Origin of the sequence: Streptomyces sp. 4F14, assembly GCF_048159485.1 — a bacterium.
In the GTDB taxonomy this organism is placed as follows: domain Bacteria; phylum Actinomycetota; class Actinomycetes; order Streptomycetales; family Streptomycetaceae; genus Streptomyces.
The window spans coordinates 1-26,427 of the sequence record NZ_JBLRVY010000048.1; the positions used below are offsets into that span (position 1 = coordinate 1).

Annotated in this window: 21 protein-coding genes; 9 read left to right on the forward strand and 12 right to left on the reverse strand. The window is 74.9% G+C overall.

Annotated elements, in window-relative coordinates:
* The 5 genes from ACLZOT_RS47130 to ACLZOT_RS47150 all read left to right on the forward strand — a co-directional run.
* Positions 1-189: hypothetical protein (locus ACLZOT_RS47130; RefSeq protein ID WP_416975458.1), on the forward strand; the 189-nt coding region annotated here is incomplete at its 5' end.
* Between the two features lie 48 nt (positions 190-237).
* A complete protein-coding gene (locus tag ACLZOT_RS47135; protein WP_416975459.1) occupies positions 238-366 on the forward strand; it encodes a hypothetical protein in 129 nt (42 codons plus the stop codon).
* Positions 367-382: 16 nt separating this feature from the next.
* A complete protein-coding gene (locus ACLZOT_RS47140) occupies positions 383-505 on the forward strand; it encodes a hypothetical protein (RefSeq protein WP_416975460.1) in 123 nt (40 codons plus the stop codon).
* 34 nt (positions 506-539) lie between these two features.
* Positions 540-2,261: an ABC transporter ATP-binding protein gene (locus tag ACLZOT_RS47145; RefSeq protein WP_416975461.1), complete on the forward strand. Its 1,722-nt coding sequence runs from the start codon at positions 540-542 to the stop codon at positions 2,259-2,261.
* Positions 2,254-4,023 (forward strand): ABC transporter ATP-binding protein, encoded by a 1,770-nt coding sequence (locus ACLZOT_RS47150; RefSeq protein ID WP_416975462.1) that lies wholly within the window; start codon positions 2,254-2,256, stop codon positions 4,021-4,023. The genes ACLZOT_RS47145 and ACLZOT_RS47150 overlap by 8 nt, the downstream gene beginning before the upstream one ends.
* Positions 4,024-4,033: 10 nt before the next feature.
* Here the strand turns inward: ACLZOT_RS47150 and ACLZOT_RS47155 are convergent, their stop codons facing one another.
* Positions 4,034-6,793, reverse strand: coding sequence for a LuxR C-terminal-related transcriptional regulator (locus tag ACLZOT_RS47155; protein ID WP_416975463.1), 2,760 nt, complete (start codon positions 6,791-6,793; stop codon positions 4,034-4,036).
* 141 nt (positions 6,794-6,934) lie between these two features.
* Positions 6,935-7,393 (reverse strand): Lrp/AsnC family transcriptional regulator, encoded by a 459-nt coding sequence (locus ACLZOT_RS47160; protein ID WP_416975464.1) that lies wholly within the window; start codon positions 7,391-7,393, stop codon positions 6,935-6,937.
* A 177-nt stretch (positions 7,394-7,570) separates the two neighbouring features.
* Between ACLZOT_RS47160 and ACLZOT_RS47165 the strand changes: the two genes are divergently transcribed.
* Positions 7,571-10,750 carry a helix-turn-helix transcriptional regulator gene (locus tag ACLZOT_RS47165; RefSeq protein ID WP_416975465.1) on the forward strand — a complete coding sequence of 1,060 codons (3,180 nt, stop codon included), beginning with the start codon at positions 7,571-7,573 and terminating at the stop codon, positions 10,748-10,750.
* A 104-nt stretch (positions 10,751-10,854) separates the two neighbouring features.
* Here ACLZOT_RS47165 and ACLZOT_RS47170 read toward each other — a convergent pair whose 3' ends face one another.
* From ACLZOT_RS47170 to xylB, 5 genes are all read right to left on the reverse strand, one after another.
* Entirely contained in the window at positions 10,855-12,378 is a 1,524-nt protein-coding gene (locus tag ACLZOT_RS47170) for an aldehyde dehydrogenase family protein (protein WP_409113262.1), read from the reverse strand.
* A gap of 238 nt (positions 12,379-12,616) precedes the next feature.
* Entirely contained in the window at positions 12,617-13,882 is a 1,266-nt protein-coding gene (locus tag ACLZOT_RS47175; protein ID WP_416975466.1) for a GAF domain-containing protein, read from the reverse strand.
* Between the two features lie 315 nt (positions 13,883-14,197).
* Positions 14,198-14,800: an N-acetylmuramoyl-L-alanine amidase gene (locus tag ACLZOT_RS47180; protein ID WP_416975467.1), complete on the reverse strand. Its 603-nt coding sequence runs from the start codon at positions 14,798-14,800 to the stop codon at positions 14,198-14,200.
* A 538-nt stretch (positions 14,801-15,338) separates the two neighbouring features.
* Positions 15,339-16,550: an ROK family protein gene (locus tag ACLZOT_RS47185; protein ID WP_416975468.1), complete on the reverse strand. Its 1,212-nt coding sequence runs from the start codon at positions 16,548-16,550 to the stop codon at positions 15,339-15,341.
* A gap of 122 nt (positions 16,551-16,672) precedes the next feature.
* Positions 16,673-18,103: a xylulokinase gene (gene xylB / locus ACLZOT_RS47190; protein WP_416975469.1), complete on the reverse strand. Its 1,431-nt coding sequence runs from the start codon at positions 18,101-18,103 to the stop codon at positions 16,673-16,675.
* Between the two features lie 115 nt (positions 18,104-18,218).
* On the opposite strand from xylB, the gene xylA reads away from it, so the two are divergent.
* Both xylA and ACLZOT_RS47200 read left to right on the forward strand, forming a co-directional pair.
* A complete protein-coding gene (gene xylA / locus ACLZOT_RS47195) occupies positions 18,219-19,385 on the forward strand; it encodes a xylose isomerase (protein WP_416975470.1) in 1,167 nt (388 codons plus the stop codon).
* Between the two features lie 213 nt (positions 19,386-19,598).
* A complete protein-coding gene (locus ACLZOT_RS47200; protein ID WP_416975471.1) occupies positions 19,599-19,967 on the forward strand; it encodes a hypothetical protein in 369 nt (122 codons plus the stop codon).
* Between the two features lies 1 nt (position 19,968).
* Here ACLZOT_RS47200 and ACLZOT_RS47205 read toward each other — a convergent pair whose 3' ends face one another.
* Together ACLZOT_RS47205 and ACLZOT_RS47210 are read right to left on the reverse strand one after the other, a co-directional pair.
* On the reverse strand, positions 19,969-21,204 hold the full coding sequence (locus ACLZOT_RS47205; RefSeq protein WP_416975472.1) for an SWF or SNF family helicase: 1,236 nt from the start codon (positions 21,202-21,204) through the stop codon (positions 19,969-19,971).
* A complete protein-coding gene (locus ACLZOT_RS47210) occupies positions 21,201-23,984 on the reverse strand; it encodes a DEAD/DEAH box helicase (RefSeq protein ID WP_416975508.1) in 2,784 nt (927 codons plus the stop codon). The genes ACLZOT_RS47205 and ACLZOT_RS47210 overlap by 4 nt, the downstream gene beginning before the upstream one ends.
* A gap of 265 nt (positions 23,985-24,249) precedes the next feature.
* Between ACLZOT_RS47210 and ACLZOT_RS47215 the strand changes: the two genes are divergently transcribed.
* Entirely contained in the window at positions 24,250-24,432 is a 183-nt protein-coding gene (locus ACLZOT_RS47215) for a hypothetical protein (RefSeq protein WP_416975473.1), read from the forward strand.
* Between the two features lie 45 nt (positions 24,433-24,477).
* On the opposite strand, the gene ACLZOT_RS47220 is transcribed toward ACLZOT_RS47215, so the two are convergent.
* The 3 genes from ACLZOT_RS47220 to ACLZOT_RS47230 all read right to left on the reverse strand — a co-directional run bounded on the left by ACLZOT_RS47220 (position 24,478) and on the right by ACLZOT_RS47230 (position 26,378).
* Positions 24,478-25,278, reverse strand: a complete 801-nt coding sequence (locus ACLZOT_RS47220; protein ID WP_416975474.1) for a hypothetical protein — start codon at positions 25,276-25,278, stop codon at positions 24,478-24,480.
* 133 nt (positions 25,279-25,411) lie between these two features.
* Positions 25,412-25,690, reverse strand: a complete 279-nt coding sequence (locus tag ACLZOT_RS47225) for a hypothetical protein (protein ID WP_416975475.1) — start codon at positions 25,688-25,690, stop codon at positions 25,412-25,414.
* Between the two features lie 88 nt (positions 25,691-25,778).
* Positions 25,779-26,378, reverse strand: coding sequence for a class I SAM-dependent methyltransferase (locus ACLZOT_RS47230; RefSeq protein ID WP_416975476.1), 600 nt, complete (start codon positions 26,376-26,378; stop codon positions 25,779-25,781).
* Between the last annotated feature and the right edge of the window lie 49 nt (positions 26,379-26,427).

Here is a 26,427-nt window from a genome sequence, read left to right on the forward strand (position 1 = left end):
CACCACCCACCCGAGAAGACGAGAAGAAAAGGAGGCCGCGAACCCATGGACATCGAGACGGACGCGCTCCAGCTCCTCCTTGCCGAGGAGAGCAGTCTGTACGTCGACGGCGGCCTGAACCCGGACAAATGCGGCGTCACCTGCCCGTTTACCTGCGAAATATCCTGCGAGCTCAGCAAGGTCATCTGACCGCACCACCCACCCGAGAAGACGAGAAGAAAAGGAGGCCGCGAACCCATGGACATCGAGACGGACGCGCTCCAGCTCCTGCGCGCCGAGGAGAGCCGCCTGTACGAGGGCGACGTCCTGGAACCGGAACCCTGCGGCAGCACCTGCAAGATCACCTGCTGGTTCTCGGTCGAGTAGAAGGAGAGCCCCGGACATGACCGACACCGACCTCGACGCCCTGCAACTGCTGGCCGACGAGGAGACGCACCCGCAGCCGGTCAACTGCGGCATCACCCTCGACGACGTCTTCACCCGCACCTGCGGCACCACCTGGTAGCCCGCGGGACCCCCCGAACGAAGGAGAGACCGACATGGCCCCGGACGCGAGCCGTGCACTCCTGCTGAGCACGGCGGCCCGGGTCCGGGGCCCGCTGGCCGCCCTGGTGGCCCTCATGGTCACCAGGGCGCTGCTGGGCCTGGCCACCCCCACCCTGCTCGCGGCGGCCGTCAAGGCCGCGCTGGACGGCGGCGACGCCGCACGCCCCGTGACCCTGCTCGGCGCGGCGGTGCTGACGGCCGGTCTGCTGGACGTCACCACGGCACCGCTCGGCGCGTCGGCCGTCGGACGCGCGGGCGCCTGGCTCCAGACGCGCACCGTGGGACACCTGCTGGCGTTCGGCCACCGCTCGACGCTGCCGCCCGGCGACGCCACGGCCCGGCTGGTCCAGGCCGCGCCGGGCACGGCGGGCCTCACGGTGACCGTCGCGGGCTCGGTGATCTCCCTGGCCAGTTCCGTGGCCGCGCTCGGCCTGCTGTGGCGGATCGACGTCTGGGCAGGGCTGGTCTTCACCCTCGCGATACCGGCCGTCGTCCTCGTGTCCCGCCGGTTCATCGGCGGCGCGACCACCGCGCAGGCCGGCTACCTCCAGGCCCAGTCCACCATCGCCGCCCGCCTCCTCTCCGCCCTCGCGGGCGCCCGCACCATCAGGGCCGCCGGGACCGTGGACGCCGAGACCGGCAGGGTCCTCGCCCCGCTGCCCGAGCTCGCCCGCGCCGGGCACGCGCTGTGGGACCTCCAGCGGGGCACCGTATGGCAGTTGAAGCTGCTGATCCCGCTGACGCAGGTCCTCGTGACGGCCGTCGCCGGCCTCGGCGTCGCCGCCGGGCGGACGAACCCCGCCGACCTGCTCGCGGTCACCGGATACCTGGGCCTCGCCTCCGGCGCGCTCTCCCAGATCGACGTCCTGCTGGAGATCGCCCAGGTCCGCGCCGGCACCGCCCGCCTCGCCGAGATCCTCGCCCGCCCCGCCCCCGCCGACGGCACCCGGCCCGCTCCCGCGCCCGGACCGGGCGAGGTGGAGCTGCGCGAGGTGACCGTCACCCGCGACGGCACCCCCGTACTCGACCGCCTGGACCTGCGCCTGCCCGCCGGCCGCTCGGTCGCGCTCGTGGGCCGCTCCGGTACGGGCAAGAGCCTGCTCGCCGGACTCGTCGGCCGGCTCTCCGACCCCGACAGCGGCCATGTCCTCCTCGACGGCGTCCCCGTCGCCGACCTTCTTCTGGCCGACCTGGCCCGCCAGGTCACGTACGCCTTCGACCGCCCGGCCCTCACCGGCGCCACCGTCCACGAGGCCATCATCTGCGGCAGACCGGACCTGGACCGCGCCGACGTCGTCGAAGCCGCACAGGCGGCCCACGCCGACACGTTCGTCCGCCGCATGCCCCAGGGCTACGACACCCCCCTCGCGGACGCCCCCCTGTCCGGCGGCGAACGCCAGCGCATCGGCCTGGCCCGTGCCCTGGCCCGCCCCGCGCGCGTGTACGTCCTCGACGACGCGACCTCCGGACTCGACACCGTCACCGAGGCCGAGGTCACCGACGCGATCACGACCCGCCTCCAGGGCCGCACCCGCCTCGTCGTGGCCCACCGCGCCGCGACCGCCTCCCGCTGCGACCTCGTGGCCTGGCTGGACGGCGGCCGGATCCGGGCCCTCGCCCCGCACACCGAGCTGTGGCTCGACGACCGGTACCGCGCGGTCTTCGCCCAGGCTGACACCCCGGCATCCGACGGACAGGAGAAAGCCGATGTCTGAACGACCGGATGAACGACCGGACACGGGACACGGTGTGGTCAGCCCCGAGGGGCTGCGCCTCCTGCGCGCGGGCCTGCACGGCAGCAGGCGCCCCCTGACCCGGCTCGCCGCCTGGTCCCTGGTCGAGGCGTCCCCCGCGCTCGCCTCCGGCTGGGTGACGGCCGCCGCCATCGACCGGGGCTTCCTCGCGGACCGCCCCTCCACGGGCCTGGCCTGGCTGGCCCTGCTCGCCGTCCTGTACGGGGCACGGGCCGGGGCGGAACGCGCGATGTTCCCCCACTTCGCCGCCGTCGTCGAACCCCTGCGCGACCACCTCGTCCGCACCCTCGTCGGCGCCACCCTGGACCGGGCCGCCCGGCAGGGCCACGCCGACTCCGCCGCCGTGGCCCGGCTGACCCGGCAGGTGGAGCTGGTGCGCAACCTCGTCGCCACCCTGCTGCGCACCGCCCGCCCGCTCGCGCTCACCCTCGTCGCGGCCGTCACCGGACTGCTCCTCCTCGACCCGGTCGCGGCGGCCGTCGTCCTGCCGCCCCTGCTCGGCACCCTGCTGGTGTTCCCGCTGACGCTGCGCGCCACGATGCGCCGGCGCCGCGCGCTGATCCTCGCCGAGGAACAGGTCGTCGTCCGCACCGGGGAGGCCCTGGGCGCCGCCCGCGACCTCTTCGCCCTCGGCGCACGGGAGCACACCGTCGGGCAGGTCGAGGCGGCGACGGACGCCTACGTCCGGGCCGGGGTGTCGGCGGCCCGGTTCGGGGCGGTGCGGGTGCTGCTCGTCTTCCTCGGCGGCCACCTGCCGTTGCTGGCGCTGCTGCTGACCGGGCCCTGGCTGGTGTCGACGGGGCGGATCAGCCCCGGAGAACTGGTCGGCGCGATCACCTATGTGACGGGTTCGCTGATCGCCGCGCTCACCGCCGTCACCGGGTCCGTCGGGGGCCACTGGACGCAGCTGGGCAGCACCCTGACGCGGCTCGCGGAGGCCGGGGGCGCTGTGCCGCGGGCGCCGGCCGGTACGGGGTCCGCCGCCGGGCCCGACGGCTTCGGGCTGGCCGTCGAGCGGCTCACCTTCGGCTACGGCCCGCACGCCGAGCCCGTCCTGCGCGACCTCTCCCTGGAGGCGCCGGAGGGCGGGCACCTGGCGATCGTCGGCGCCAGCGGCATCGGCAAGTCCACCCTGGCGGGCCTGCTCGCGGGCCTCGACACCCCCACCTCGGGCACGGTACGGCTCGGGGCGCGGGACGTCACCCGGCTCGACCCGATCCTCAGGGCGCGGAGTATCGCGCTGGTCCCGCAGGAGGCGTACGTCTTCCACGGCACCGTGCGCGACAACCTGCGGTACCTGGCGCCGGGCGCGACCGACGCCGAACTCCTCGGCGCGGCCGAGGAGGTGGGGGCCGATGCCGTGATCGGGCGGATCGGAGGGCTGGACACCGAACTCGTCGACCCGGGGACCCAGTTGTCCGCCGGGGAGCGGCAACTGCTGGTCCTCGCACGGGCCTTCGTGTCGCCGGCCCGGATCGTGATCCTCGACGAGGCCACGTGCCATCTGGACCCGGTGGCCGAGGCCCGCGCCGAGAACGCCTTCGCCGCCAGACCGGGCACCCTGATCGTCATCGCCCACCGCATCGCCTCCGCGCGGCGAGCCCGGCAGGTTCTCCTCCTCGACGGCGACCGGGCCGACCTGGGCACGCACGAGGAACTCCTCACGAACGCCGCCGGCTACGCGGACCTCGCCGGACAGTGGAGCCCGTGGGCCACCAGGTGACGGCCCCGCCCTACCCGCTGCGCCGCAGAAGGTCCGACAGCCCGAGCCGGGACGACACCCCGAGCTTGCGGTAGATGCGCGACAAGTGGGTCTCCACCGTGCGCGGGCTCAGGAACAGCCGCTCGGCGATCTCCCGTGTGCGCAGCGTCGTCGCCGCGAGACCGGCGATCTCCCGTTCGCGCTCGCTGAGCAGGCCGAGGGGGTGGGCGCCCAGGGCGTCCCCCGACAGCTCGGCGCGCGCTTCGGACACGCGCTCCCGCACCAGCAGGGCCCCGTGGGCGCGGGCGACCGCCTCCGCCGCGTCGAGGTGGCCGAGGGCCACGGCCGGACCCTGGGCCTCGTGGAAGGCACGGGCGCCGGTCGCCAGCGTCCAGGCGTACTGCACGGGCATGTCGGCGGCCCGGAAGGCATCGGCGGCGCGTTCGAAGAGCCCGGCCGCCGCGTCGTGCTCCCCCTCGGCCTGGTGGAGCCGGGCCCGCGCGCAGCGTACGTAGGCATCCTGGACGGGCAGCCCGAGCCGGCCCGCCTCCTCCTCGGCGGCGCGGACCAGCCGGTGCGCCTCGACGCGGTCCCCGCACTCCAGGGCGGCCGTGGCCAGCAGGGTGAGCAGATGGGGCCGGGAGAACGGCCGGACACCGGGCGGCCGCTCGCCGCCCACGCCGTCCAGCAGGGTCCGCCGGCACCCGGCCGGGTCGCCGGCGAGCAGCCGTGCCTGCCCCAGCAGAGCGGTCGCCGACGCGGTCCACCAGCCGTGACCGGCCGGGGCGGCACCGGCGGCCTCCTGGACGAGCGCGACGGCCTCACCGGCGTACGCCCGGCCACGGGACCAGACGAGGGCCGTCGCGCGGATCGCCTGCGCGAGGGTGACCGCGGGCTGCACGCCGAGGGCGCGGGCCAGCTCCTCCACCTCCCGGGCGTGCCGCTCGGAGGCGTCCAGGCGGCCCGTCCACTGCTCGGCCATCGCCAGCCCCAGGAGCCGGTGCAGCAGGATCGGCCGCTGAGGGCCCGCGTCGACGGGCACCAGCCCCCGGCTCAGATGCCGGGCGGCGTCCGCGAACCGCTCCAGGTACAGCTCGGCGCTCCCGAGCAGGGCGAGCAGCTCCGGCGTACGGCCCGCGAGCGGGTCCGGCAGCGCGTCCACGAGCCGGGCACAGCGGGCGACCTCCGCGCCGGCCTCGTCCAGGTCTCCCGCATGGGTCGCGCACAGGGCGTTGAGGACGCGCAGCGCGGTGCGGTCGGCGTCGTCCGCCTCGCCCGGCGTCCGCACGGCCTCCCGGAGCAGATCCCGCGCCTGGTCGTGACCTCCGCTGAGGACATGGACCAGCCCGTACTCGATGACCAGCTCCACGGCCTCGGCCGGCAGCGGCGCGGGCAGCGGCCTGGGCAGCAGCGCGAGGGCGGCCCCGGCGATGGCCGCCGCCTCCGCGTACCGGCCGAGCTGCCGCTCGGCGTTCGCGCAGACGGCGTGGGCCTGGAGCGACTGCCGCTCACCGAGCGCCGTGTGCCGGTGCCCCAGCAGCTCGTGCGCGCGGGTACGGGCCTCGCGCAGCTGCCCCGAGGCGATCAGCGCGCGGCAGCAGGCGAGTTCCATCGCGGTCCGGGCGTCCCCGTGCCCGTCGGGCAGCGCGTCGAGGGCCGAGCGGAGCCAGCGCGCGGCGGTGCGCGGCTCCCGTACGGCGATCTCCGCCGCGCTCGCGGCCAGGACCCGCGCGGCGAGGGCGGCGTCCGCGCCCAGCAGGTGTTCGGCGTGCCGGGCGCGTTCCCGGGCCCGGCCGCCGCCGGTGACCAGGTCCAGGGCGTGGCGGTGGGCCCGCAGCCGGAACGACACGCCGGCCCTCTCGTGCGCGACGTGGCCGATGACGGGATGCCGGAAGGCGAGGCCGCCCTTCCAGTCGGCCGAGCGCACCAACTGCGCCCGCTCCAGGTCGGCGAGCGCGTCCAGGGTGGCGTCCAGGCCGAGGCCGGAGACCCGGGCGACGTCCTGCGGGCGGAAGGGGCTGCCGAGCACGGCCGCCGCCGACGCCGTGACGTCCGCCTGCGGCGTCAGCGCGTCGAGTTCGGCGATCAGCGGCTTCGCCTCGCGCAGCAGCCCCGCGGTGTCGGTGCCGGGGCGGTCGGGCCAGTGCTCGGCACGCCAGTCCGCCGCGGCGAGCAGCCGTAGATAGCGCGGGTTGCCCTCGGCCGCCGTGCACAACTGGGCCGCGTACTCCGGCCGTTCGGCCCCGGGCGCGATCAGGGCGGCCACGTCCCGCGGGGTGAGCGGGCCCGGTTCGACCCGGGTGACGGTGCCGGCCCGTACGCCGTCCTCCAGGGCCTCCAGCACCTCGGGCGCCGTCTGCCCGGGGCGGTGGGCCAGGGCGAGCAGGAAGGGGCCGGGCACCGCGGAACGCGCCAGCCGCACCAGCACCGCCGCCGAGTCCGGGTCGCACCAGTGGACGTCGTCCAGCACCAGGACACAGCCCGCCGCCCACGCGCGGACCGCCTCGAACGGCGCGTCCGGGCCGCCGTCGGCCCGCCGCGCCTCCCAGGCGTCCCGCAGGATCTGGTACGGGGTGGTGTTCCCGCGCACGCCGTGGGCGCGGACCACCGGGAGCCCCCGCCGCGCGGCCAGCGCGACGAGTTCCGTCGCCAGGCGGGTCTTGCCGATGCCCGGCTCCCCGGCGATCTCCACGACCGAACCCCGGCCGTCCCGGAGCGCGGCCACGCTCCGCGCGAGCGCGGAGAGTTCCGCCTCCCGCCCGACGGGGGCCGGTACGGGCTCTGCGGTCATGGGTGCCGTTCTCTCTCTCACCGGGACGGTCACGGCAACCATACAGAAGTAAAACCGGGTGATCGACTTCTGATTGTGAAGCAATCGCGGTGCTTGAATATCGATTCCGACATTCGCGCGGCACGCGCAGTGACGCTTTCGTCAGGGGAGGTCCCAGGTGAAGCGGTGCACGTGGATGCCGAAATAGGGGAACGACTCCACGGTGCGCACCCCCGGCACGGTCCGGATGCCGTCGTTGATGACCGTGGACAGCTCCGCCATGCTGCGGCACACGACCTCCGCGAACAGGTCGTAGGCGCCCGCCGTGGACACGAGGTAGATCACGCTGTCGATGCCCTCCAGCGCGTCGACGATCGCCCCGACCTCGCCCTCGACCTTGATGCCGAGCAGCGCCATCACGGGCAGCCCGAGCTTCAGCGGGTCCGTGACACCGGCGAACTGGAGCACCCCGCGCTCCGTCAGCCGCTGCACCCGGGCCCGTACGGCCGGCGCGGACAGCCCGACCTCCTTGCCGAGTTCGGTGTACGAGGCGCGGCCGTCCTGCTGGAGCCGCCGGATGAGGACCTTGTCGACTGCGTCCACCTCGATACGGTCCGTCACGTGCTCCTCTTCCTCCCCGATGCCGTTGATGCCGTTCGCCTGCGACCGTAGCAACTCCGTGTACGGCCCCGGTGATTACGTACGGCCGTTACGGGATTCCCCCGATGTATTCGTACCCGAGTTCGATGAGGCTGGGTGTCGCGGTTGACCACTGTCGTGAAGCGTGAAGGGGGCACATTGAACGCGCCGTTGGGCCACGCACGGCCGTCCGCGACCGACGATCCCCTCGTGGGCCGGGAACTCGTCGGCGGGGAACTCGTCGGCGGGGAACTTGTCGGCCCGGAACTCGTCGGCCGGGAACGGGAGCTGGGACGACTGCGGCGGGCCGTCACCGGACGACAGCACCGGGGACCCTGGCTGCTGGAGATCACCGGCGACCCGGGCATCGGCAAGACCCGGCTGCTGGCGGAGTGGAGCGGCCTCGCCGAACAGGCGGGACTGACCGTGCTGTCGGGAAGGGCGTCCCCGGCGGACCGGCGCCGGCCCTTCGCCGCCTTCCGCAAACCGGTCCTCAAGGCGCTCGGCCTGCCGCGGGCCGACGCGGACCGGGACGTGCCGCTGCGCCACGCGGATCGGGACGTGCTGCTGCGCCACGCGGATCGGGACGTGCTGCTGCGCCACTTCGAGGCGCCGGACGCCCTGTGTACGGACGAGGCCCTGCTCCTCCGATGTATCACCGGCCTCCTCAGGTCGACGGCCGACGCGTACGGGCGCCTCGCCCTCTGCCTCGACGACCTCCAGTGGGCCGACGACGCGTCCCTCGCGACGCTGGCGCACCTCCTGCGCCACCCCCACCCGCCGCTGATCCTCGCCTGCGCCCTGCGCCCCCGGCAGTGCCCGGTGACACTGGCGGCGAGCCTCGCCGACCCGGACGACACGTACCGCGTGGAGCGGATCCGGCTCGGGCCGCTGCCGCGCGCCACCACCGGCGGACTCCTCGGCGCCGAACGGCAGCGGTTCCTGTACGAGGCCGCCGGCGGGAACCCGCTCTACCTCCGCGTCCTCGCGCGGTCCCCGGAGCCGCTCGTGCCGCCCGGCGGGACCGTCCCCTGGGCGCTGCCGGACGAGGCGGCCCTCACCGCGGCCTCCGCGCTGGCCGGTGAACTCGCGTCGCTGGACGCCGTCGAGGAGACCGTCCTGCGGGCCGCCGCCGTCCTCGGCGAGGAGTTCGACCCGACCCATCTCGCCGAGGTGGCCGACCGGGACCCGGAGAGCACCCTGCGCGCACTCGACCGCCTCATCGGCGTGGACCTGGTCCGGGCCGACCACACCCGCGCGCGGACCTGCCGCCTGCGCCACCCGGTGGTGCGGGCCGTCGTCTACCAGCAGGCACCCCACGGCTGGCGCCGGTCCGCACACGCCCGCGCCGACCGGATCCTGCGCGAGTGGGGCACCGAACCCGCCCAGCGCGCCCCGCACGTCGCCCGGTCCGCCGAACCGGGCGACCGGGACGCGGTCCGCCTGCTCGCCGAGGCCGCCGAGCAGGTACGCGAGACGGCTCCGGCCGCCGCCGCGGCATGGCTGCGTACGGCGCTCAGCCTGCTCCGCGAGGACACCGAGGGGCTGCGCGTACAGTTGATGACGTCCCTGGCGCGGGCGCTCGGGGCCATCGGACAGCTACGGGAGTGCCGGGACCTGCTCAGACGGATCCCCCGGCCCGCCGACGCGCCTCGTACGAGGGCGGACACGGAACTCGTGGCGCTGCACGCGATGACCGAACGGCACCTCGGCAACTACGGCCGGGCGGAATCGCTGCTGACGGCCGAACTCGCGTTGATCGCGGGGACGTCGGACGGCACGGGGGAGACCCTGGGTCCTGACGATGCCTTCCGCTCCGCCGGGGCCGGTGGCTCTGCCGAGGCTGGTGGCTCCGCCGGGGCCGGTGGCTCTGCCGACGCTCGTGGCTCCGCTGGCGCGCGTGGTTCCGCCGAGGCTCGTGGCTCCGCCGGCTTTCCCGGTCATGCCGATGCCCTCGGTCATGCCGATGCCCTTGACCCCGACAGCCCCGCCCGGTTGAGCATTCCACTCCGCCTGGAACTCGCCACCGTGAGCCTCCTGCGCCGCGCCTTCCCCCGCTCACGAGCCCTGGCGGAAGACGTCCTGCGGCACGCGACGCGCGAACAGGACCGGCATCTGCGCATGGCCGCGACCGTCCGCCTCACCCATTGCAGCGCCTTCGCCGGCGACGTCCCCGCCCTGCTGCGCCGGGCCCGGGAAGCCTCCGCCCTGGTGGACGCCCTGGCCGACGCCGAACTCACCCCGCACCTCGACACCGTCTCCCAGCTCGGCTGGGCCGAGGCACTCGCCGAACGCCACCATGACGCGCTGCGTCACACGGCCCGCGGCATCCGGCTCGCCCAGGTCTCGGGGCACCTGTTCACCCTGCCGTACCTGCGGCTCGCGCACGCCTACGCCAGCGTCAGCGTCGGCCGCCTCACCGACGCCCTCGCGTCGGCCGAGTCCGCGGAGGAGGACGCCCGCCGGATGGGCCGGCCCGCCCTCCTCGGTTTCGCTCTGGCCCTGCGCGCGTGGGCCACCGCGCGGCTCGACGGCCCCGACATCGCCGCGCCGATCGCGGAGCGGGCCGTCCAGGAGGTCGGCGCGGGCGGCAGGCTCTGGGCGGTCACCGCCGGGGTGCTCGCCGACATCCGGCTCGACCAGGACCGGCCCGCCGAGAGCCTGGAGCTGATCAGGTCGGCCACCGAACACGACAAACACCCCGGCACCGCCCGGTCCATCCTGCCCATCTGGTACGGCCTCGCGGCCCGGGCGGCGGCAGCGCTGGACGACCACGACCGGGCCGCCGAGTGGGCCCGGCGCGCGGCCTTCGACGCCGACCTGCTCAACCTCCCCGGCCAGCGCGGACACGCCGCCCTCGCCCGCGCCCACAGCGCACCGGACCCCGTCGGCCCGCTGCGGGAAGCGGTCCGCGGGTTCCGGGCCGGCGGGCTCGCCCTGGAGGAGTGCCGGGCCAGACTCCTGCTCGCCACAGCCCTCGCGTCACGCGATCCCCACGCCCAGGAACAGGCCCTGGAGAACGCCAACCGGGCCAAGTCCCTCGCCGAGGCGTCGGGCGCACGCCACGTCTACCGGGAAGCCGTGGACGTCCAGCGCCGGCTCGGCGCCCGCCGGCCACGCCTGGCCCCCGAGACTCCGCTGCCCGACATGTCCGCGCGCGAGCGGGACATCGCCCGCATGGTGGCTCTCGGCCTGTCCAACAACGACATAGCCCGCACCCTCGTCATCTCCCCGAAGACCGTCGAGGCCCACCTCACCCGCATCTTCCGCAAGGCAGGGGTACGCTCCCGGGTCGGCCTGGCCACGGTCATGTCCCACTCCGGCCCGGACGGGCAGTAGTCCGTCTGCGGGTCGCAGGTCCTCAACGTCCGCCCGGACACCGGCGGCCGGGACCTCGCCGCCCGGCGCGTCGAGATCCCGGCCGCACCGCGGTCACGGCACCCCTAGAAGTAACCCAGCTTCTTCGGCGAGTACGACACGAGGAGGTTCTTCGTCTGCTGGTAGTGCTCCAGCATCATCTTGTGCGTCTCCCGCCCGATCCCCGACTGCTTGTACCCGCCGAACGCCGCGTGCGCCGGGTACGCGTGGTAGCAGTTGGTCCACACCCGGCCCGCCTGGATCGCGCGGCCCGCGCGGTACGCCGTGTTGACGTCGCGGGTCCAGACGCCCGCGCCGAGCCCGTACGCCGTGTCGTTGGCGATCTTGATGGCGTCGTCGAAGTCGTCGAACCCGGCGACGGAGACGACCGGCCCGAAGATCTCCTCCTGGAAGACCCGCATCCGGTTGTCGCCCTCGAAGATGGTCGGGCGGACGTAGTAACCGCCCTTCAACTCACCGTCGTACTCGGCGCGTTCACCGCCCGTGAGGATCTTCGCGCCCTCCTTCTGGCCGATCTCGATGTACGAGAGGATCTTCGTGAGCTGCTCGCTGGACGCCTGCGCGCCGATCATCGTCTCCGTGTCGAGCGGGTGCCCCGGTTTGATCAGCTCTGTGCGGGCGACGGCCGCGGCGAGGAAGTCGGGGTAGTTGCCGCGCTGGATCAGCCCCCGGGAGGGGCACGTGCACACCTCGCCCTGGTTCAGCGCGAACATCGTGAACCCTTCGAGGGCCTTGTCGCGCAGATCGTCGTCCTTGTCCCAGACGTCGTCGAAGAAGATGTTCGGCGACTTCCCGCCCAGCTCCAGCGTCACCGGCTTCAGGTTCTCAGCCGCGTACTGCATGATCAGCCGCCCGGTCGCGGTCTCCCCGGTGAACGCGACCTTCGCCACCCGCGGGCTCGACGCGAGCGGCTTGCCCGCCTCCAGGCCGAAGCCGTTGACGATGTTCACGACACCCGGCGGCAGCAGGTCCGCTATCAGCGACATCCAGTAGTGGATCGACACGGGCGTCTGCTCGGCCGGCTTGATCACGACCGTGTTGCCCGCCGCCAGCGCCGGCGCGAGCTTCCACGTCGCCATCAGGATCGGGAAGTTCCACGGGATGATCTGCGCGACCACGCCGAGCGGCTCGTGGAAGTGGTACGCCACGGTGTCCTCGTCGACCTCGCTGAGCGACCCCTCCTGCGCCCGCACCGCCCCCGCGAAGTACCGGAAGTGGTCGATCGCCAGCGGGATGTCCGCCGCCAGCGTCTCGCGCACCGGCTTGCCGTTCTCCCAGCTCTCCGCGACCGCCAGCGCCTCCAGGTTCGCCTCCATCCGGTCGGCGATCCTCAGCAGGACGTCCGAACGCTCCGTCGCCGACCGCCGCCCCCACGCGGGCGCCGCCGCGTGCGCCGCGTCCAGCGCCTTCTCCACGTCCTCCGCCGTACCCCGCGCGACCTCGGTGAACGGCTGCCCGTTCACCGGACTCGGGTTCTCGAAGTACTGCCCCCGCACCGGCGGCACATACTCCCCGCCGATGAAGTGGTCGTAACGCCCCTGGTAGGAGACGAGCGCCCCCTCCGACCCGGGCGCGGCGTAACGAGTCATCCCATGCCTCCTTCACCGGCGCTGCCCGCCGTTGGACAGCTCCGGCCGACCGTACGCACCCGGACGTTGCACCCACGTTGCACGGCTGCGGGTACGGCGCCGGCGCCCCTCGCTGCTGTGTGAACGGGGCCGGCGCCGCGTGCCGGTGTGTGTCCTGGGCCGGCGCCGCGTGCCGGCGTGTGCGCCAGGCGGGTGCCGACCACCGCCATCCCTACGGCCCTGGCCCTGCCCGTCGCCCTCACGTCCCCCACCCTCCCGCCGCCGTCAACTCCGCCTCCAGCGCCGCCAGTCGCGCCCGCACCGGTGCCGTCGGGCGCACCGCCGCCAGCGCCCGCCACACCTCCAAGTCGTCCTCGCCCCACGGCGCGTGCGCCCAGCCGGACAGCAGATCCGGGTCCTGGCCCGCGATCAGCGCCGCCCGCAGCTCGTCCGCGAGCTGACGCCTGAGCCGCATCACCGCGGGCGCCCGCGAAGCCGGCAACAGCGGGCCCCCGTACGCCGAGAGCGCCCCCGTCACCGCCCCGGCGCCGAGCCTGCGCTCGACGACCGCCACGTCCGACTCCACCGGCACGGTCAGCCGGTACGGCCGCGAGGCCAGCAGCTCCGGGCCCAGCACCCCGCGCAGCCGGGCCAGTTCGGCGCGCAGCGTCACCGGCGGCACCGACTCGTCCTCGTACAGCGCGCACAGCAGCTCGTCCCCGGTCAGGCCCTCCGGGTGGCGGGACAGCAGCACCACGATCTCGCTGTGCCGCCGGCTCAGCCGCACCCGCCTGCCGCCCACCGTCAACCGCGCCTCGTCCCGCCCCAGCGCGGCCAGCTCCGGCGCCTCCACCGTCGGCCGCTCCCGCGCGAGCAGTGCCAACTGTCCCTCCGCCGCCCGCGCCACCGCCTGCACGAACCCCAGGCTGTGCGGATGCGCCAGCGCGTCCCCGCCCGTCACGTCGACCGCGCCCAGCACCCTCCCGGTGCGCGGATCGTGCACCGGGGCCGCCGCGCAGGTCCACGGCTGGGCCTGGCGTGTGAAGTGCTCCGCCGCGAACACCTGCACCGGCCGGTCCACCGCGACCGCCGTCCCCGGCGCGTTCGTTCCCACCGCGCTCTCCGCCCAGCGCGCGCCGGGCACGAAGTTCATCCGCCCCGCGCGCCGCCGGGTCGCCGCGTGTCCCTCCACCCACAGCAGCCGGCCGTGCGCGTCGCACACCGCGAGCAGATGCGCGCCGTCCGCCGCGAATGGTGCCATCAACTCCCGCAGCAGTGGCATCACTTGCGCGAGCGGGTGTTCCGCGCGGTAGGCGCCGAGCGCGGCGTCCGTCAGCTCCACGTCCGCCGTGCGGTCCGGTCCCACGCCGGCTCGCGCGGAGCGCCGCCACGAGTCCGCGACCACCCGGCGCACCGGCTGGGCGACCGTCCCGGCCGCGGTGAACGTCTCGTGCGCCCGCCGCAGCGTGCGGACTCGCTCGGCGGGGTCGGCCCCCGGTTCCAGGGCCACCCAGGGATCGGTCAACTCGGCCTCCTGGAAAGTGGGTTGTGCGGTATGGGGGGCTGGGGTGCTGCGGTGGCAGGGGGTTGGTACCGGTGGTGGTGCGGGCTGATGGTCGGCAGGAGCGGAGGTGGTGGCTGAGCGAGTCCGGTCGAAGGGGAGCGGTGTATGCGGACGGCGCCCCACGGGCGGGGCGGGTGGTGTTGCGCGTTCCGCGCCGGGTGGGGGTGTGCGGCGTGGACGGGCTCGGGCGGCGGACTTCGGCCATCGTCACTCCGGGGCCGGGCGCCGACAACCGTCGCGGCGGCACTCGCCGGAATCCGGTCCTCGCGGATCCGGTCAGACCTGGGCGACGAGTCTCATGTACCGCGCCCAGTCCCAGTTCCGGCCCGGGTCCGTGTGGTCGGTGCCCGGCACCTCGTAGTGGCCGATGATGTGCGCCCGGTCCCTGGGGATCCCGTACCGGTCGCAGACCGTCGCCGTGAGCCGCGCCGACCGCTCGTACATCGCGTCCGTGAAGTAGGCGGGCCGGTCCACCCAGCCCTCGTGCTCGATGCCGACGCTGCGGGTGTTGTACTCCCAGTTCCCCGCGTGCCAGGCGATGTCCGCTTCCCGTACGCACTGGGCGACCCGACCGTCGGAGGAGCGGACCACGTAGTGCGCGGACACGTGCTTCTTGGGGTTCTGGAAGACCGTCAGGGCCTTGTCGAAGGACGTCTGCGTGACGTGGATGACGACGAGATCGACGGGATGCTGCCGCGAAGGGCGGTCGGAGGCGGTGTAGTTGGCGGCGTCCGCGGGGGCCCACAACGCCGCCGGATAGTCGGCCGCCTGGGTCTGCGCCCCGGCCCTCGGCTCGGGCAGCACCACGGAGGACGCGGCCGCGAGCACGGCTCCTTTGAGAAGGTGACGCCGGCCGGGGAGGGGACTGGCTCGGTTCATTCAAGGCCCTTCTGGCGGTGGGGAGTTCGACGCTCCGCCGTTGCGGTGCGTGATCACACCGTACGGGGAGCGGGAAGTCCGCAAGGGGGCACTTCGGGAATCTGTGGACAGAGCTGGGGCTGTGGATAACTCGCTCACTCGAACGGGGTAATCGCGGGGGTGGGGGCGGGAGTTGTCCACAGGGAGGATCGTTTCGGCTCGCCGTTAAGTCCGACAATCACGCTGGATCGGGCGGCCTGGCACCCGCTCCGCTCGGCCTCAGTCGGTTCTTGGCTCGGCCCTCGACCCTCGGCTCGGCCCTGGCTTCCGGTCCCGGCTTCCGGCCCTGGCCTCCGGCCCTGGACCTGGCTCTGGACTCTCGGCTTCTGACTCGGCCTCCGGCGTCCGGCTCTTGGCTCGCCCCGGCTCACCAGCCGGCCCCTGGCCTGCGGCTTTTGGCTCGCCCCTCGGGCCGCCCCCGACTCAACTCCCCACCGCACGTTAACCGGCACAGCCCGGCTTCACTCTCCCCAGCCTCACCCCCCGGTCCACCCTCACCTCACCCCGCCCCGACACCGACCCCCACCGGATCGTCCAGCACCCCCCGCACCACGGAATGCGCCGCCCCCAACAACGGCCCCTCCGACCCCAGCCGCGACACGGACACCGGACACACCGGCCCAGCCGTCCGCCGGGCCAGTTCCGCTTCCAGCGACGGCAGCAGCCACGGCGCGAGCCCGGCCAGCGCCCCGCCGAGGACGACCCCCTCGGGGTCGAGCAGGTTGACCGCCCCGGTGAGGGCGATCCCGAACGCCGTCCCCGCCTCCCGCAGGGCCCGCCGCACCGCCTCGTCACCGTCCGCCGCCCGCCCCGCGAGCAGCCCGACCCGGTCGCCACCGGGCGCGAGGCCCGCCGCCCGCAGGACGGCCTCCTCCCCGGCGTACTGCTCCAGGCACCCACGCCCGCCGCACACGCACTCCGGGCCGTCGGGGTGGACCGGCACATGCCCCAGCTCGCCCGCGAAGCCCCGGGTCCCGCGCAGCAGCCCGCCGTCCACGACGACCGCCGCGCCGATCCCGATCTCGGCCGAGACGTGCAGGAAGTCCCGGGGCGTGTCCTCACCGAGCCAGAGTTCGGCGAGCGCGCCGAGGTTGGCCTCGTTGTCCGCGGTGAACACGGGCCGGTCCGGCAGGAGTTCGCCGAGGTCGACGCCGTGCCAGTCGAGGTTCGGCGCGCGCACGACCGTACGCCCGTCGCGCGCGACGAGCCCCGGCACGGCGACGGCGAGTCCCGCCGCCCACAGTCCCTGCTCCCGGGCCTCGGCGACGACCTCCCGGACCAGGCCGTCGAGTTCCGCGACGACGGGTGCGGGGGAGCGGCCCCGGTTCGTGCCCTGCCGTTCGGCCCGCGCGCGTACCTCGCCGCGCAGGTCGACCGCGCAGACGGCGAGATGGTCGACGCCGATCTCCGCGCCGATCCCGGCGGGGCCGCGCCGGGAGACCGCGAGCGCGGACCCCGGCCGGCCCACCCGCCCCGGCCGCTCGGGCCCCAGTTCCTCCAGCAGGCCCGCGCGTATGAGCTCGTCCACCAGCGTCGACACGGCCGTCCGCGTCAGCCCGATCCGCGAGGCCACCGCCGCGCGCGAGAGGGGTCCCTCCGCGCTGACGGCGTGCATGACCCGCGCGAGGTTGCGCTGCCGCATGCCCTGCTGGGTGTCGGAGGACACCCGGCCGGAGGCGGTGGGGCGGGGGTCGTGCAGGGGGGCGGTCATGCGGGGGTGTCCTCCGGTTCTGGTCGGGGCGGGCTGCGGGGAACTCGCGGGCAATGGATCAAAAGTCCACTGCTACGACATTCCCACGCGCGGGACGGCGTTCTGACAGGACCCCGACCGGCTCAGCCGCCCAACAGCCCCCCGGCGTCCGCCAGCACCCCCGAGATCCGCTCCAGCGCCGCATCGTCCCGCGTCACCGCGTCCAGGACCGGCCCGCGCGCGGTGTCCCAGCGGCGCGCGACCGCCGCCGGGTCCTCCCCGGTGAGCAGGCCGGCGGCCTGCGCGGCGGCGCCGAGGGCGACGAGTTCCTTGGCCTCGGGGACCTGGACGGGACGCCCGGACAGACGCCGTACGGTCTCCTGCCAGGCACGCCCCCGCGCGCCGCCACCGATCAGCAGCAGCGGCGCGGAACGGTCCGCGTCCGCGTCGAGGACGAGGTCCAGGGCGCCCAGCAGGGCGTGCACGGCGCCGTCGTAGGCGGCCTGGAGGAGCTGTCCTGGGGTCGTGTCGTGGCGCAGGCCGTGCAGGACGCCGGAGGCGTTCGGGAGGTTGGGGGTGCGCTCGCCGTCCAGGTAGGGCAGGAGGGTGACGCCCGCGGCGGGCTCCACCGCCTCGCGGTCGAGGTTCAGCAGGGCGGCGACCTTGTCGACGGCGAGGGTGCAGTTGAGGGTGCACGCGAGGGGGAGCCAGTCGCCGTGCGCGGCGGCGAAACCGGCCACCGTCCCGGTCGGGTCGGTGGGGCGCTGTTTCGACACCGCGTAGACCGTCCCGGAGGTGCCGAGACTGAGGACGGGCGCCCCGGGGCGCAGCCCGAGGCCCAGCGCCGCGGCCGCGTTGTCGCCGGTGCCGGCCGCGACCAGGGTGCCCTTGGCGAACGGCAGGCCGTGACCGTCCCGGACGGTGCCCGCGACCTCGCCGGGGCGCACCACGCGCGGGAGGAGCGCCGGGTCGAGGCCGACGTGCGCGAGGATCTCCTCGTCGTAGCCCTCCGTGCCCGAGGCCCACCAGCCGGTCCCTGAGGCGTCCCCGCGGTCCGTGGTGCCCTCGCCGGTCAGCCGGCCGGTGAGGTAGTCGTGCGGCAGCCGTACGGCTTTGACGGCGCGCAGGGACTGCGGCTCGTTCTCCGCGAGCCACGCCCACTTGGTGACCGTGAAGGAGGCCGCCGGGACGGAGCCGGTGCGCTCCGCCCAGAACTTCGCGCCGCCCAGTTCCTCGGTCAGCCGGCGTGCCTGCGGGGCCGAGCGGACGTCGTTCCACAGCAGGGCGGGGCGGACAGGCTCGCCGTCGGCGTCCAGCGTCACCAGGCCGTGCTGCTGCCCGCCGATCGACACCGCCGCGGCCTCGCGCGCGGGGTCGCCGCACTGCCTGAGCGCCTCGCTGAGCGCCTCCCACCACTGGCGCGGGTCGCTCTCCCGCCCGGCGCCCGCGGAGACCGTGTGCGGGGCCTGGCCGCTCGCGACGACCTCGCCGGTCGCCACGTCGACGACGAGCGCCTTGGTCGACTGGGTGGACGAGTCCACGCCGACGACGAGCGGACCTTCGGCTGCTGACATCGGGCTCTCCCTCAATTTTCACGGCTCGGCGAGATCGGTCTTCCCTCAGATGCGTCCGCATACTAATTTGTAAACGGCCATGACGAAATAGTCGTACGCACCAAGGAGCCGCGGTATGAGCTACCAGCCCACCCCTGAGGACAGGTTCACCTTCGGCCTGTGGACCGTCGGCTGGCAGGGACGGGACCCCTTCGGCGACGCCACGCGCGGGGCCCTCGATCCGGTCGAGACCGTGCAGCGCCTGTCGGAACTGGGCGCCCACGGCGTCACCTTCCACGACGACGACCTGATCCCCTTCGGGTCCTCGGACAGCGAGCGCGAGGGCCACATCAAGCGCTTCCGTGAGGCCCTCGACGCGACCGGCATGAAGGTGCCGATGGCCACCACCAACCTCTTCACCCACCCCGTCTTCAAGGACGGCGCGTTCACCGCGAACGACCGCGACGTGCGCCGTTACGCGCTGCGCAAGACGATCCGCAACATCGACCTGGCCGTCGAGCTGGGCGCCGAGACGTACGTCGCCTGGGGCGGCCGCGAGGGCGCCGAGTCCGGCGCCGCCAAGGACGTGCGCGACGCCCTCGACCGCATGAAGGAGGCGTTCGACCTCCTCGGCGAGTACGTCACCGGGCAGGGCTACGACCTGAAGTTCGCGATCGAGCCCAAGCCGAACGAGCCGCGCGGCGACATCCTCCTGCCGACCGTCGGCCACGCGCTCGCGTTCATCGAGCGCCTGGAGCGGCCCGAGCTGTACGGCGTGAACCCCGAGGTGGGCCACGAGCAGATGGCCGGCCTCAACTTCCCGCACGGCATCGCGCAGGCGCTGTGGGCGGGCAAGCTGTTCCACATCGACCTCAACGGCCAGAGCGGCATCAAGTACGACCAGGACCTGCGCTTCGGCGCGGGCGACCTGCGCTCCGCGTTCTGGCTGGTCGACCTGCTGGAGAGCGCCGGGTACGCGGGCCCGAAGCACTTCGACTTCAAGCCCCCGCGCACCGAGGACTTCGACGGTGTCTGGGCGTCGGCGGCCGGCTGCATGCGCAACTACCTGATCCTCAAGGAGCGTGCGCTCGCCTTCCGCGCCGACCCGCAGGTCCAGGAGGCGCTGCGTGCGGCCCGTCTCGACGAGCTGGCCCAGCCGACCGCCGCCGACGGCCTGGGCGCGCTGCTCGCCGACCGCGCCGCCTTCGAGGACTTCGACGTCGAGTCCGCCGCCGCGCGCGGGATGGCCTTCGAGCGCCTCGACCAGCTCGCCATGGACCACCTCCTGGGTGCCCGCGGCTGACCGAGACTCCACGCGCGCGTGCCGGTTGGCGTCCAGGGCGGCCGAGACGGGTCACCGTCCCGGCCGAACGGGCACGCGCGCGTGGGCGACAGGCTCCCGCGCGCGTAGCCGGTGGGTCGAATACGCCGGAATCATGTCCTCCCTGACCTGACCCGGTACCAACTCCCGCGCGGGGGACGCCACCCGGGCCGGGACGGGCCCATGGTGGACACCATGGCCACTCCGCCCGTACCTCCGCATCCGCCCTCCGGCGGCGGCTTCGGCGCACCTCCGCCGTACGACGACGGCCGACGCCCTCCGGGGCCCCGCAAGCGCCGTACGTCCCTGTTCGCGGCCCTGGCCGCGCTGGTGGGCGTGGCGGTCGTCGTGATCGTCGTCCTGACGGCCTCGGGAGGCGACGACGGGGAGGGCGACAAGCCCTCGACCTCCGCCACCTCCGCCTCCTCCTCCGCCCGCGAGCTGCCGAGCGGACTCGCCAGCCTCCTGCCGACGCGGCTGCCCACGGCCCTGCCGACCGCGATCCCGAGCGACCTGATCCCCAGCGGTCTGATCCCCAGCGACCTGGCCTCCCTGCTGCCGTGACTCACCCCGGGCCCTCCTCCTCGCTCCGGACGGCCGCCGCCAGTGCGGTCGCCGGATCCAGGGCCGGGCCTCCCGCGGGCGTCCACCGGCCGTTCTGCCGGCGGTAGGGCCACCAGCGGCCGTCGCGGTCCAGGCGTATCTGCGCGGGATCCCCGACGACGGTCCAGCGGTTGGCGCGCGCCCGCAGAGCGGGACGTTCGTCCGCGTCCCAGGCCGCCTCCAGCGCCGCCCGCGCGCGGGCCGACGTGTCGCCGTCGGGGGTCCACTCCTCGTCGAGGACGGACAGCGCGGCCACACCGCCCTCGCGCCACGCGCGTACGGCGAGGCCGAGGTCCGCGCGCCCTTCGACGAGCCGCGCGCGTACGCCGGGGTCGGACGGGTCCGCGGCGGCGAGGCGGACCACGTCCTGAGAGAGCGTCAGCTCGGCGTCCTGGGGCGTCCGGTACAGGGCGTCCCGCAGGAGCCGGTGCGCCTCACGGGCCGTCTGCGCGGCCAGGAACTCCAGGGCGGCCGGGACGACGCCCTCCGGCGGCGCGGTCTCGGCGTCCAGGGAGGGCGGTGCACCGGGGCCGTCGGGAAGGTCCGGCGGGGCGGGCAGCGAGGCGGGGACGGACGCGTACGCGTCGGCGGCGTCCACACCCTCCGGGCGCGTGGGCACGGGGGCTGCGGTGCGGGCCTGGAGATCGTCGAGGAGGGGCCGTTCGGGGCGCCCGCGCAGCAGCAGGAGGACGAAGGGGTCCTCGTCCAGCAGGCGGGCCACCAGGTAGCACAGGGCCGTCGTGTGCCCGCAGTGGTCCCAGGCGCCGCAGTCGCAGGACGCCTCCAGCTCGCCCAGCCCCGGCAGGAGGTCGACGCCCGCGGTCGCCGCGTCCTCCACCAGGTGCGGCGGCATCTCGCGGTCGAGCAGTGCGGCCACGTACCCCGCCCGCTCGACGGCGAGCGCCAGCAGCCGGTCCCACTGCGCCGCGGACAGCTCGGGCAGCAGCACGTCCGCGCGGTGCGCCGTACCGTCCCGGTCCCGGACGACCGCTGTCGCGCGGCCCGGACGCACCGACACGGCACCGACCGCGCCCCCGCGCGCGAGGCGGCGCCCGGCACGGATCTGGGCACCGTCCAGCACCCCGTCCTCCAGCGCCGCGACCCACCCCCGCCCCCACCAGGTGCGGGCGAACGCCTGCCCGCGCGCGGGCGCCGCCACCTCGTACGTCGACTCCCCGTACCCGTCGTGCCCGCTCATCGCGTCCCCCCTCGCAGCTCCACCAGTTCGGCCAGTTCCGCGTCCGTCAGCTCCGTGAACGCCCTCTCGCCGGAGCCGAGCACCGCGTCGGCCAGCTCCCGCTTGCGCTCCAGCATCCGCGCGATACGGTCCTCGACCGTCCCCTCGGCGATCAGCCGGTGCACCTGCACCGGCCGGGTCTGCCCGATCCGGTACGCGCGGTCGGTGGCCTGCGCCTCGACGGCGGGGTTCCACCAGCGGTCGTAGTGGATGACGTGCTCGGCCCGGGTGAGGTTGAGTCCCGTCCCGGCCGCCTTCAGCGACAGCAGGAACACCGGCACCTCCCCGTCCTGGAACCGGCCGACCATCGCCTCGCGCTGCGCGACCGGCGTCCCGCCGTGCAGGAACTGCGTGGACACGCCCCGCGCGCGCAGGTGCCTCTCGACGATCCGGGCCATCGCCACGTACTGCGTGAACACCAGGACGCCGGCCCCTTCGGCGAGGGCGCCGTCGAGCAGGTCGTCGAGCAGCTCCAGCTTCCCGGACCGCCCGGCGATCCGCGGCCGCGCCTCCTTGAGGTACTGGGCGGGGTGGTTGCAGATCTGCTTGAGGCCGGTCAGCAGCTTCACGACGAGACCGCGCCGCGCCATGGCGTCCGCGCCCGCGATCTCCGCGAGCGTCTCGCGCACCAACGCCTCGTACAGGCCCGCCTGTTCCGGTGTGAGCGACACCGGGCGGTCGCTCTCCGTCTTGGGCGGCAGCTCCGGGGCGATGCCCGGGTCGGACTTGCGGCGGCGCAGCAGGAACGGGCTCACGAGCCGGGCGAGCCGTTCGGCGGCGGCCGGGTCCGCGCCGCCCTCGACGGCCCGCGCGTACCGCGCGCGGAACGCGGTGAGCCGGCCCAGCAGACCGGGCGTCGTCCAGTCGAGGATCGCCCACAGCTCGGAGAGGTTGTTCTCCACCGGGGTGCCGGTGAGCGCCACCCGCGCGCGTGCTCCGACGGTGCGCAGCGCGCGGGCGGTCGCCGCGTACGGGTTCTTCACGTGCTGTGCCTCGTCGGCGACCAGCAGCCCCCAGGGCACCTCGGCGAGCCGGGCCGCGTCCAGTCGCAGCGTGCCGTACGTGGTGAGGACGAACTCGCCGTCCGTGAGGGACTCCAGGTCCCGGCGCGGGCCGTGGAAGCGGCGTACGCGCGCGCCGGGCGCGAACCGTTCGATCTCCCGCTGCCAGTTGCCCATCAGCGACGTCGGGCAGACCACGAGGGTGGGTCCCGCCGACGCCGGGTCGGTCTGGCGGTGCAGATGCAGCGCGATCAGGGTGACGGTCTTGCCGAGGCCCATGTCGTCGGCCAGACAGCAGCCGAGGCCCAGCGACGTCATCCGGGCCAGCCAGTCGAGGCCGCGCCGCTGGTAGTCCCGCAGGGTCGCGGCGAGCGTGGCGGGCGCCTCCAGCGGCTCCTGCCCGCCGGACGGCGCCAGACGCTCCCGCAGGCCCTCCAGCCAGCGTGTGGAGTGCACCTCGACGAGGCGGCCGTCGAGCTCCGCCGAGCCCGTCAGAGCGGCGCCCAGGGCCTCCATGGGGTCGAGTTTGCGGTCCTGCCGGGAGCGCGCGAGCCGGACCTCCTGAGGGTCGACCAGGACCCACTGCCCGCGCAGCCGCACGAGCGGACGGTTCGCCTCGGCGAGCCGGTCCAGCTCCTCGCGGGTCAGCTGCTGCCCGCCGAGCGCGAACCACCAGCCGACGCCCACCAGCGCGTCGGCCGACAGGAAGGACGGCGCCCCGGCCTGCCCGTCCGGCGGGCCCACCACCGCGCGCGTGGTGAGCGTCCGGGACAGCTCCCTCGGCCAGTGCACCTCGACCCCGGCGGCGGACAGCGCCCGCGCGCCGTTCCCGAGAAGGTCCTCGACGTCGTCGTCCAGGAGGTCCACGGCGTCCGGGACGGCGGCCGACAACAGGGGCGTCAGCACGGGCCAGGCACGCGCCGCGCGGCGCAGCGCCAGCAGGACGTCCATGCGCGCGCCGGGGCCCAGAACCGGGGACCGGTGCACGGGCGCGTCCGCGTCCGTCCCGGCCCACACCTCCGCCGCGTCCGCGACCACCCCGGGCTCGGCGACGGACCGCACCTGCGGCACCACGCGGAACCTCGGCGCCTCCTCGGGCCCGTCGAGCCCCGACACCTCGACGCGCAGCGAGATCCGCACCCCGGCGTCGTGCCCCGCCGCGACGTCGGCGGCCCACGCGCGCGCCTGCGGCAGACGCCGGGGGAGCGGTGACGCATAGGCGGGGCCGCCCGTCACGAGCGGCGCGGCAGGGGAGCGCGGCAGGGCGTCGGCGACCGCGTCCAGGAAGGCCCGCAACAGCCGCTCCGGGACGGGCAGCCGGGGTTCGGGACCGTCGTCCACGGGTACGGCGTGCGCCTCGGGCGGCATCGCGTCGGCGAGCCGCCGGATCCGCTCGACGTCGTCCTCGCCGAGCGGTCCGACCCGCCACGCGTCGTGGTCGCCGGGGGACAGACCGGGCAGCAGCAGCCCGCGCGCCACGCACTGCAGGGCCAGGAGCGCGGCGGCGCCCCAGAAGGCGGCCGACGGATGCGCGTCCGGCGCGACCCGCGCCCGCGTGAGCAGCGGCAGCGCCTCCCGCACGGGCACGAGGGCGGCCGGCACCTCGGCGACCTCCACGCCCGCACCCGCGCGCCGGACGACGCGCAGACGTCCGGCGGAGCCGATCGCGGGCAGTGTGGTGGCGTCGGGGTGCCAGAGGGCGACGCGGCCGGCGCGGGCCGGGTCGCCGGGCACGAACACGGCGTGGCAGCGGGACGGTCCGGGGACGTCGGGCGGTGCTTCGGCGGGAACCCTCTGCGTGGAGATGACCCTGCTCCTCAAATTTGACTAGCTAGACCGGGGCCGCCGAGGGTACAGCATGGGAAGGGGCCGACGGCAACGGTCCCTCAGGGGCGTGTCGGGGTCCGGTCTCAGGGACGTCTCAGGGTCCGCGGCCGGAACCACGGGCCGCGTGGAGCCGTTCTCACACCAGAGAGCGGCAGTGGCCGCGAAGGAGGCGACGCACATGTCGAAGAACGCGAAGATCGCCGCAGGAGGGGTGGCGGCCGGGATCCTCCTGCTGATCTGGCTGCCCTGGTGGGCGGCGCTGTTGATCGTGATAGGAGTCCCGGCGGCCGCGTACCTCACGCTGGATCCGTCCCAGCGGCGCAGGCTGCGCCGCATCAGCCGCAAGGAACTCGGCCGCTGAGCGCGGGGCCGGGCGCCCACCCGCCCGCGCGGGAGCGCGCCCGGCTCAGCTCGGCCTGACCGCCATCCGGTCCAGCGCCTCCAGCAGCCCCGGAAGCTCCGGCCCGCGCCCGACGGGCAGCACCTCACCGGGCTTGTCGTCGAGGAGCACGAACGCGATGTCGTCGGTGCGGGCCACCAGCGACCAGCCGGGCCCGTCGGCGCGCAGTGTGCGCGCCTCGCCCGGCGCGAAGGACGACCGCACCCGGCCCAGCGGAGGCGGCGTCTCGACGTATGCGCGGGCCTCCGCGAGAACCCGCCGGACGTCGCTGGGCCGCTCGGCGGCGTCCGGCTCGCGCCGGGGCTCGAACTTCGCGTCGTCGATCTGCTCGCGCCACGTCGCCCACTGGAGGGCTATCTCGTCGGCCCCCAGCCGCCGCTGCGCCGACCCCCACACGCTCGTGTCCGGCGGGACCAGCGCGGGCCCGTCGGCGGCGTTCGGGGCGGGGTCGTGCGGCGCGGGCACGCCGGGCGCCGAGACGGCCACCGCGAGGGGCCAGCCGGGCAGACCGGCGACGACCGTCCGGTCGTCCGGCGACAGGTCGTACTCCATCCCGCAGTCCCAGGAGGCGATCGCGACCGCCACCAGCGACACGTCGTCGACGACCACGGTCCACCGCGCGCCCACGCCGTCCTGGCCGAACACCAGCCCGTACCCGTCCGCGAGCGGCGGGAGTCCGAGCGCCGCGCACGCCTCCGGGTAGTCGTCGCCCAGCGCGCTCGGGAACTGAGCGGGTGTCAGCAGCACCGCCGTGAGCACATAGAGCGCATCATCGGCGGCGACGATGTCCTCGTCCGTCCCGGCCATCCCAGCCTCCCCGCGGGTTCGTCCAACGGCGCGCACCCTAGTGCGCCTGTGAGGCGCTTGTCACGACTCCCAGACGGACCCGGAGCTGCAGTTTTCGTGAAGACGGGGAAGAGGGGGGACGAATCGGCCCGTCTCAGGCGGCGGGCAGTCCGAGGAGCGCGCGGGCGACGGTCTGCGGAGACTCGCCGCGCTCGCGCGCGAGCGCGACCACCGCGCGGCAGGCCAGCTCACGGACCCCGAACGAGAGCGCCTCCGGCGACACCCACGCGCCCGCCTCGTCGATCCGCTCCTGATCGTCCTCGGCGCACGCCGCGACGTACACGGCCGCCGCCTCGAACAGGTTCGGCGCCCTGTCGCGCCGGACCTCCGTCCGGGTCAGTTTCTCCCAGGCCCTGCGGAACCCGCCTGTCACACGGACCACCCTCCTCCTGCCGACCGCGCGAACTCCCGCCGCCCAACCTAGGGACGGAACTTTTCCGGCAGAAGGGGCCGGGACGGTCTCAGCGCCCGCGCGTCGCCAGCGCGAGGAAACGGTCGTCCTCGTCGACGTACGACGTCATCCGCCAGCCCGAACCGGCCAGCAGCGGCCGGAGGCTGGGCTCGGCGCGCAGGTCGTCCGGGGCGAGCCGCCGCCCCTGACGGGCCGCCAGCGCCGCGCGGCCGACGGGGTGGAACAGGGCCAGCGTGCCGCCGGGACGCACGACGCGCGCCAACTCCCGCAGGCCGCGGGCGGGATCGCCGAGGTGTGAGACCAGGCCCGCCGCGAACACCGCGTCCAGCGCCGCGTCCCGCAACGGCAGCGCCGAGACGTCGGTGAGCAGCAGCAGCCCGTCACGGCCGCGTCCGGCCTCCGCGGCGGCCCGGAGCATCGCCGGGGTCACATCGACCCCCAGGACCGCTCCCGAGGCCCCCACGGCGGCCCTGAGGGGCGGCAGGGCCCGTCCGGTGCCGCAGCCGGCATCCAGCACCCGGTCGCCCGGACGCAGCCCCAGGGCGGCCACCGCGGCGGCGTACGCGGGACCGTCGTGCGGGAACCTGGCGTCCCACGTCGCCGCGCGGGACGTGAAGAACTCCTGGACGTGTGTGCGGTCGTCGCTCATGGGACGCATGATGGCGCACCGACACGGAGACACCCGCAGCGCGCATGTC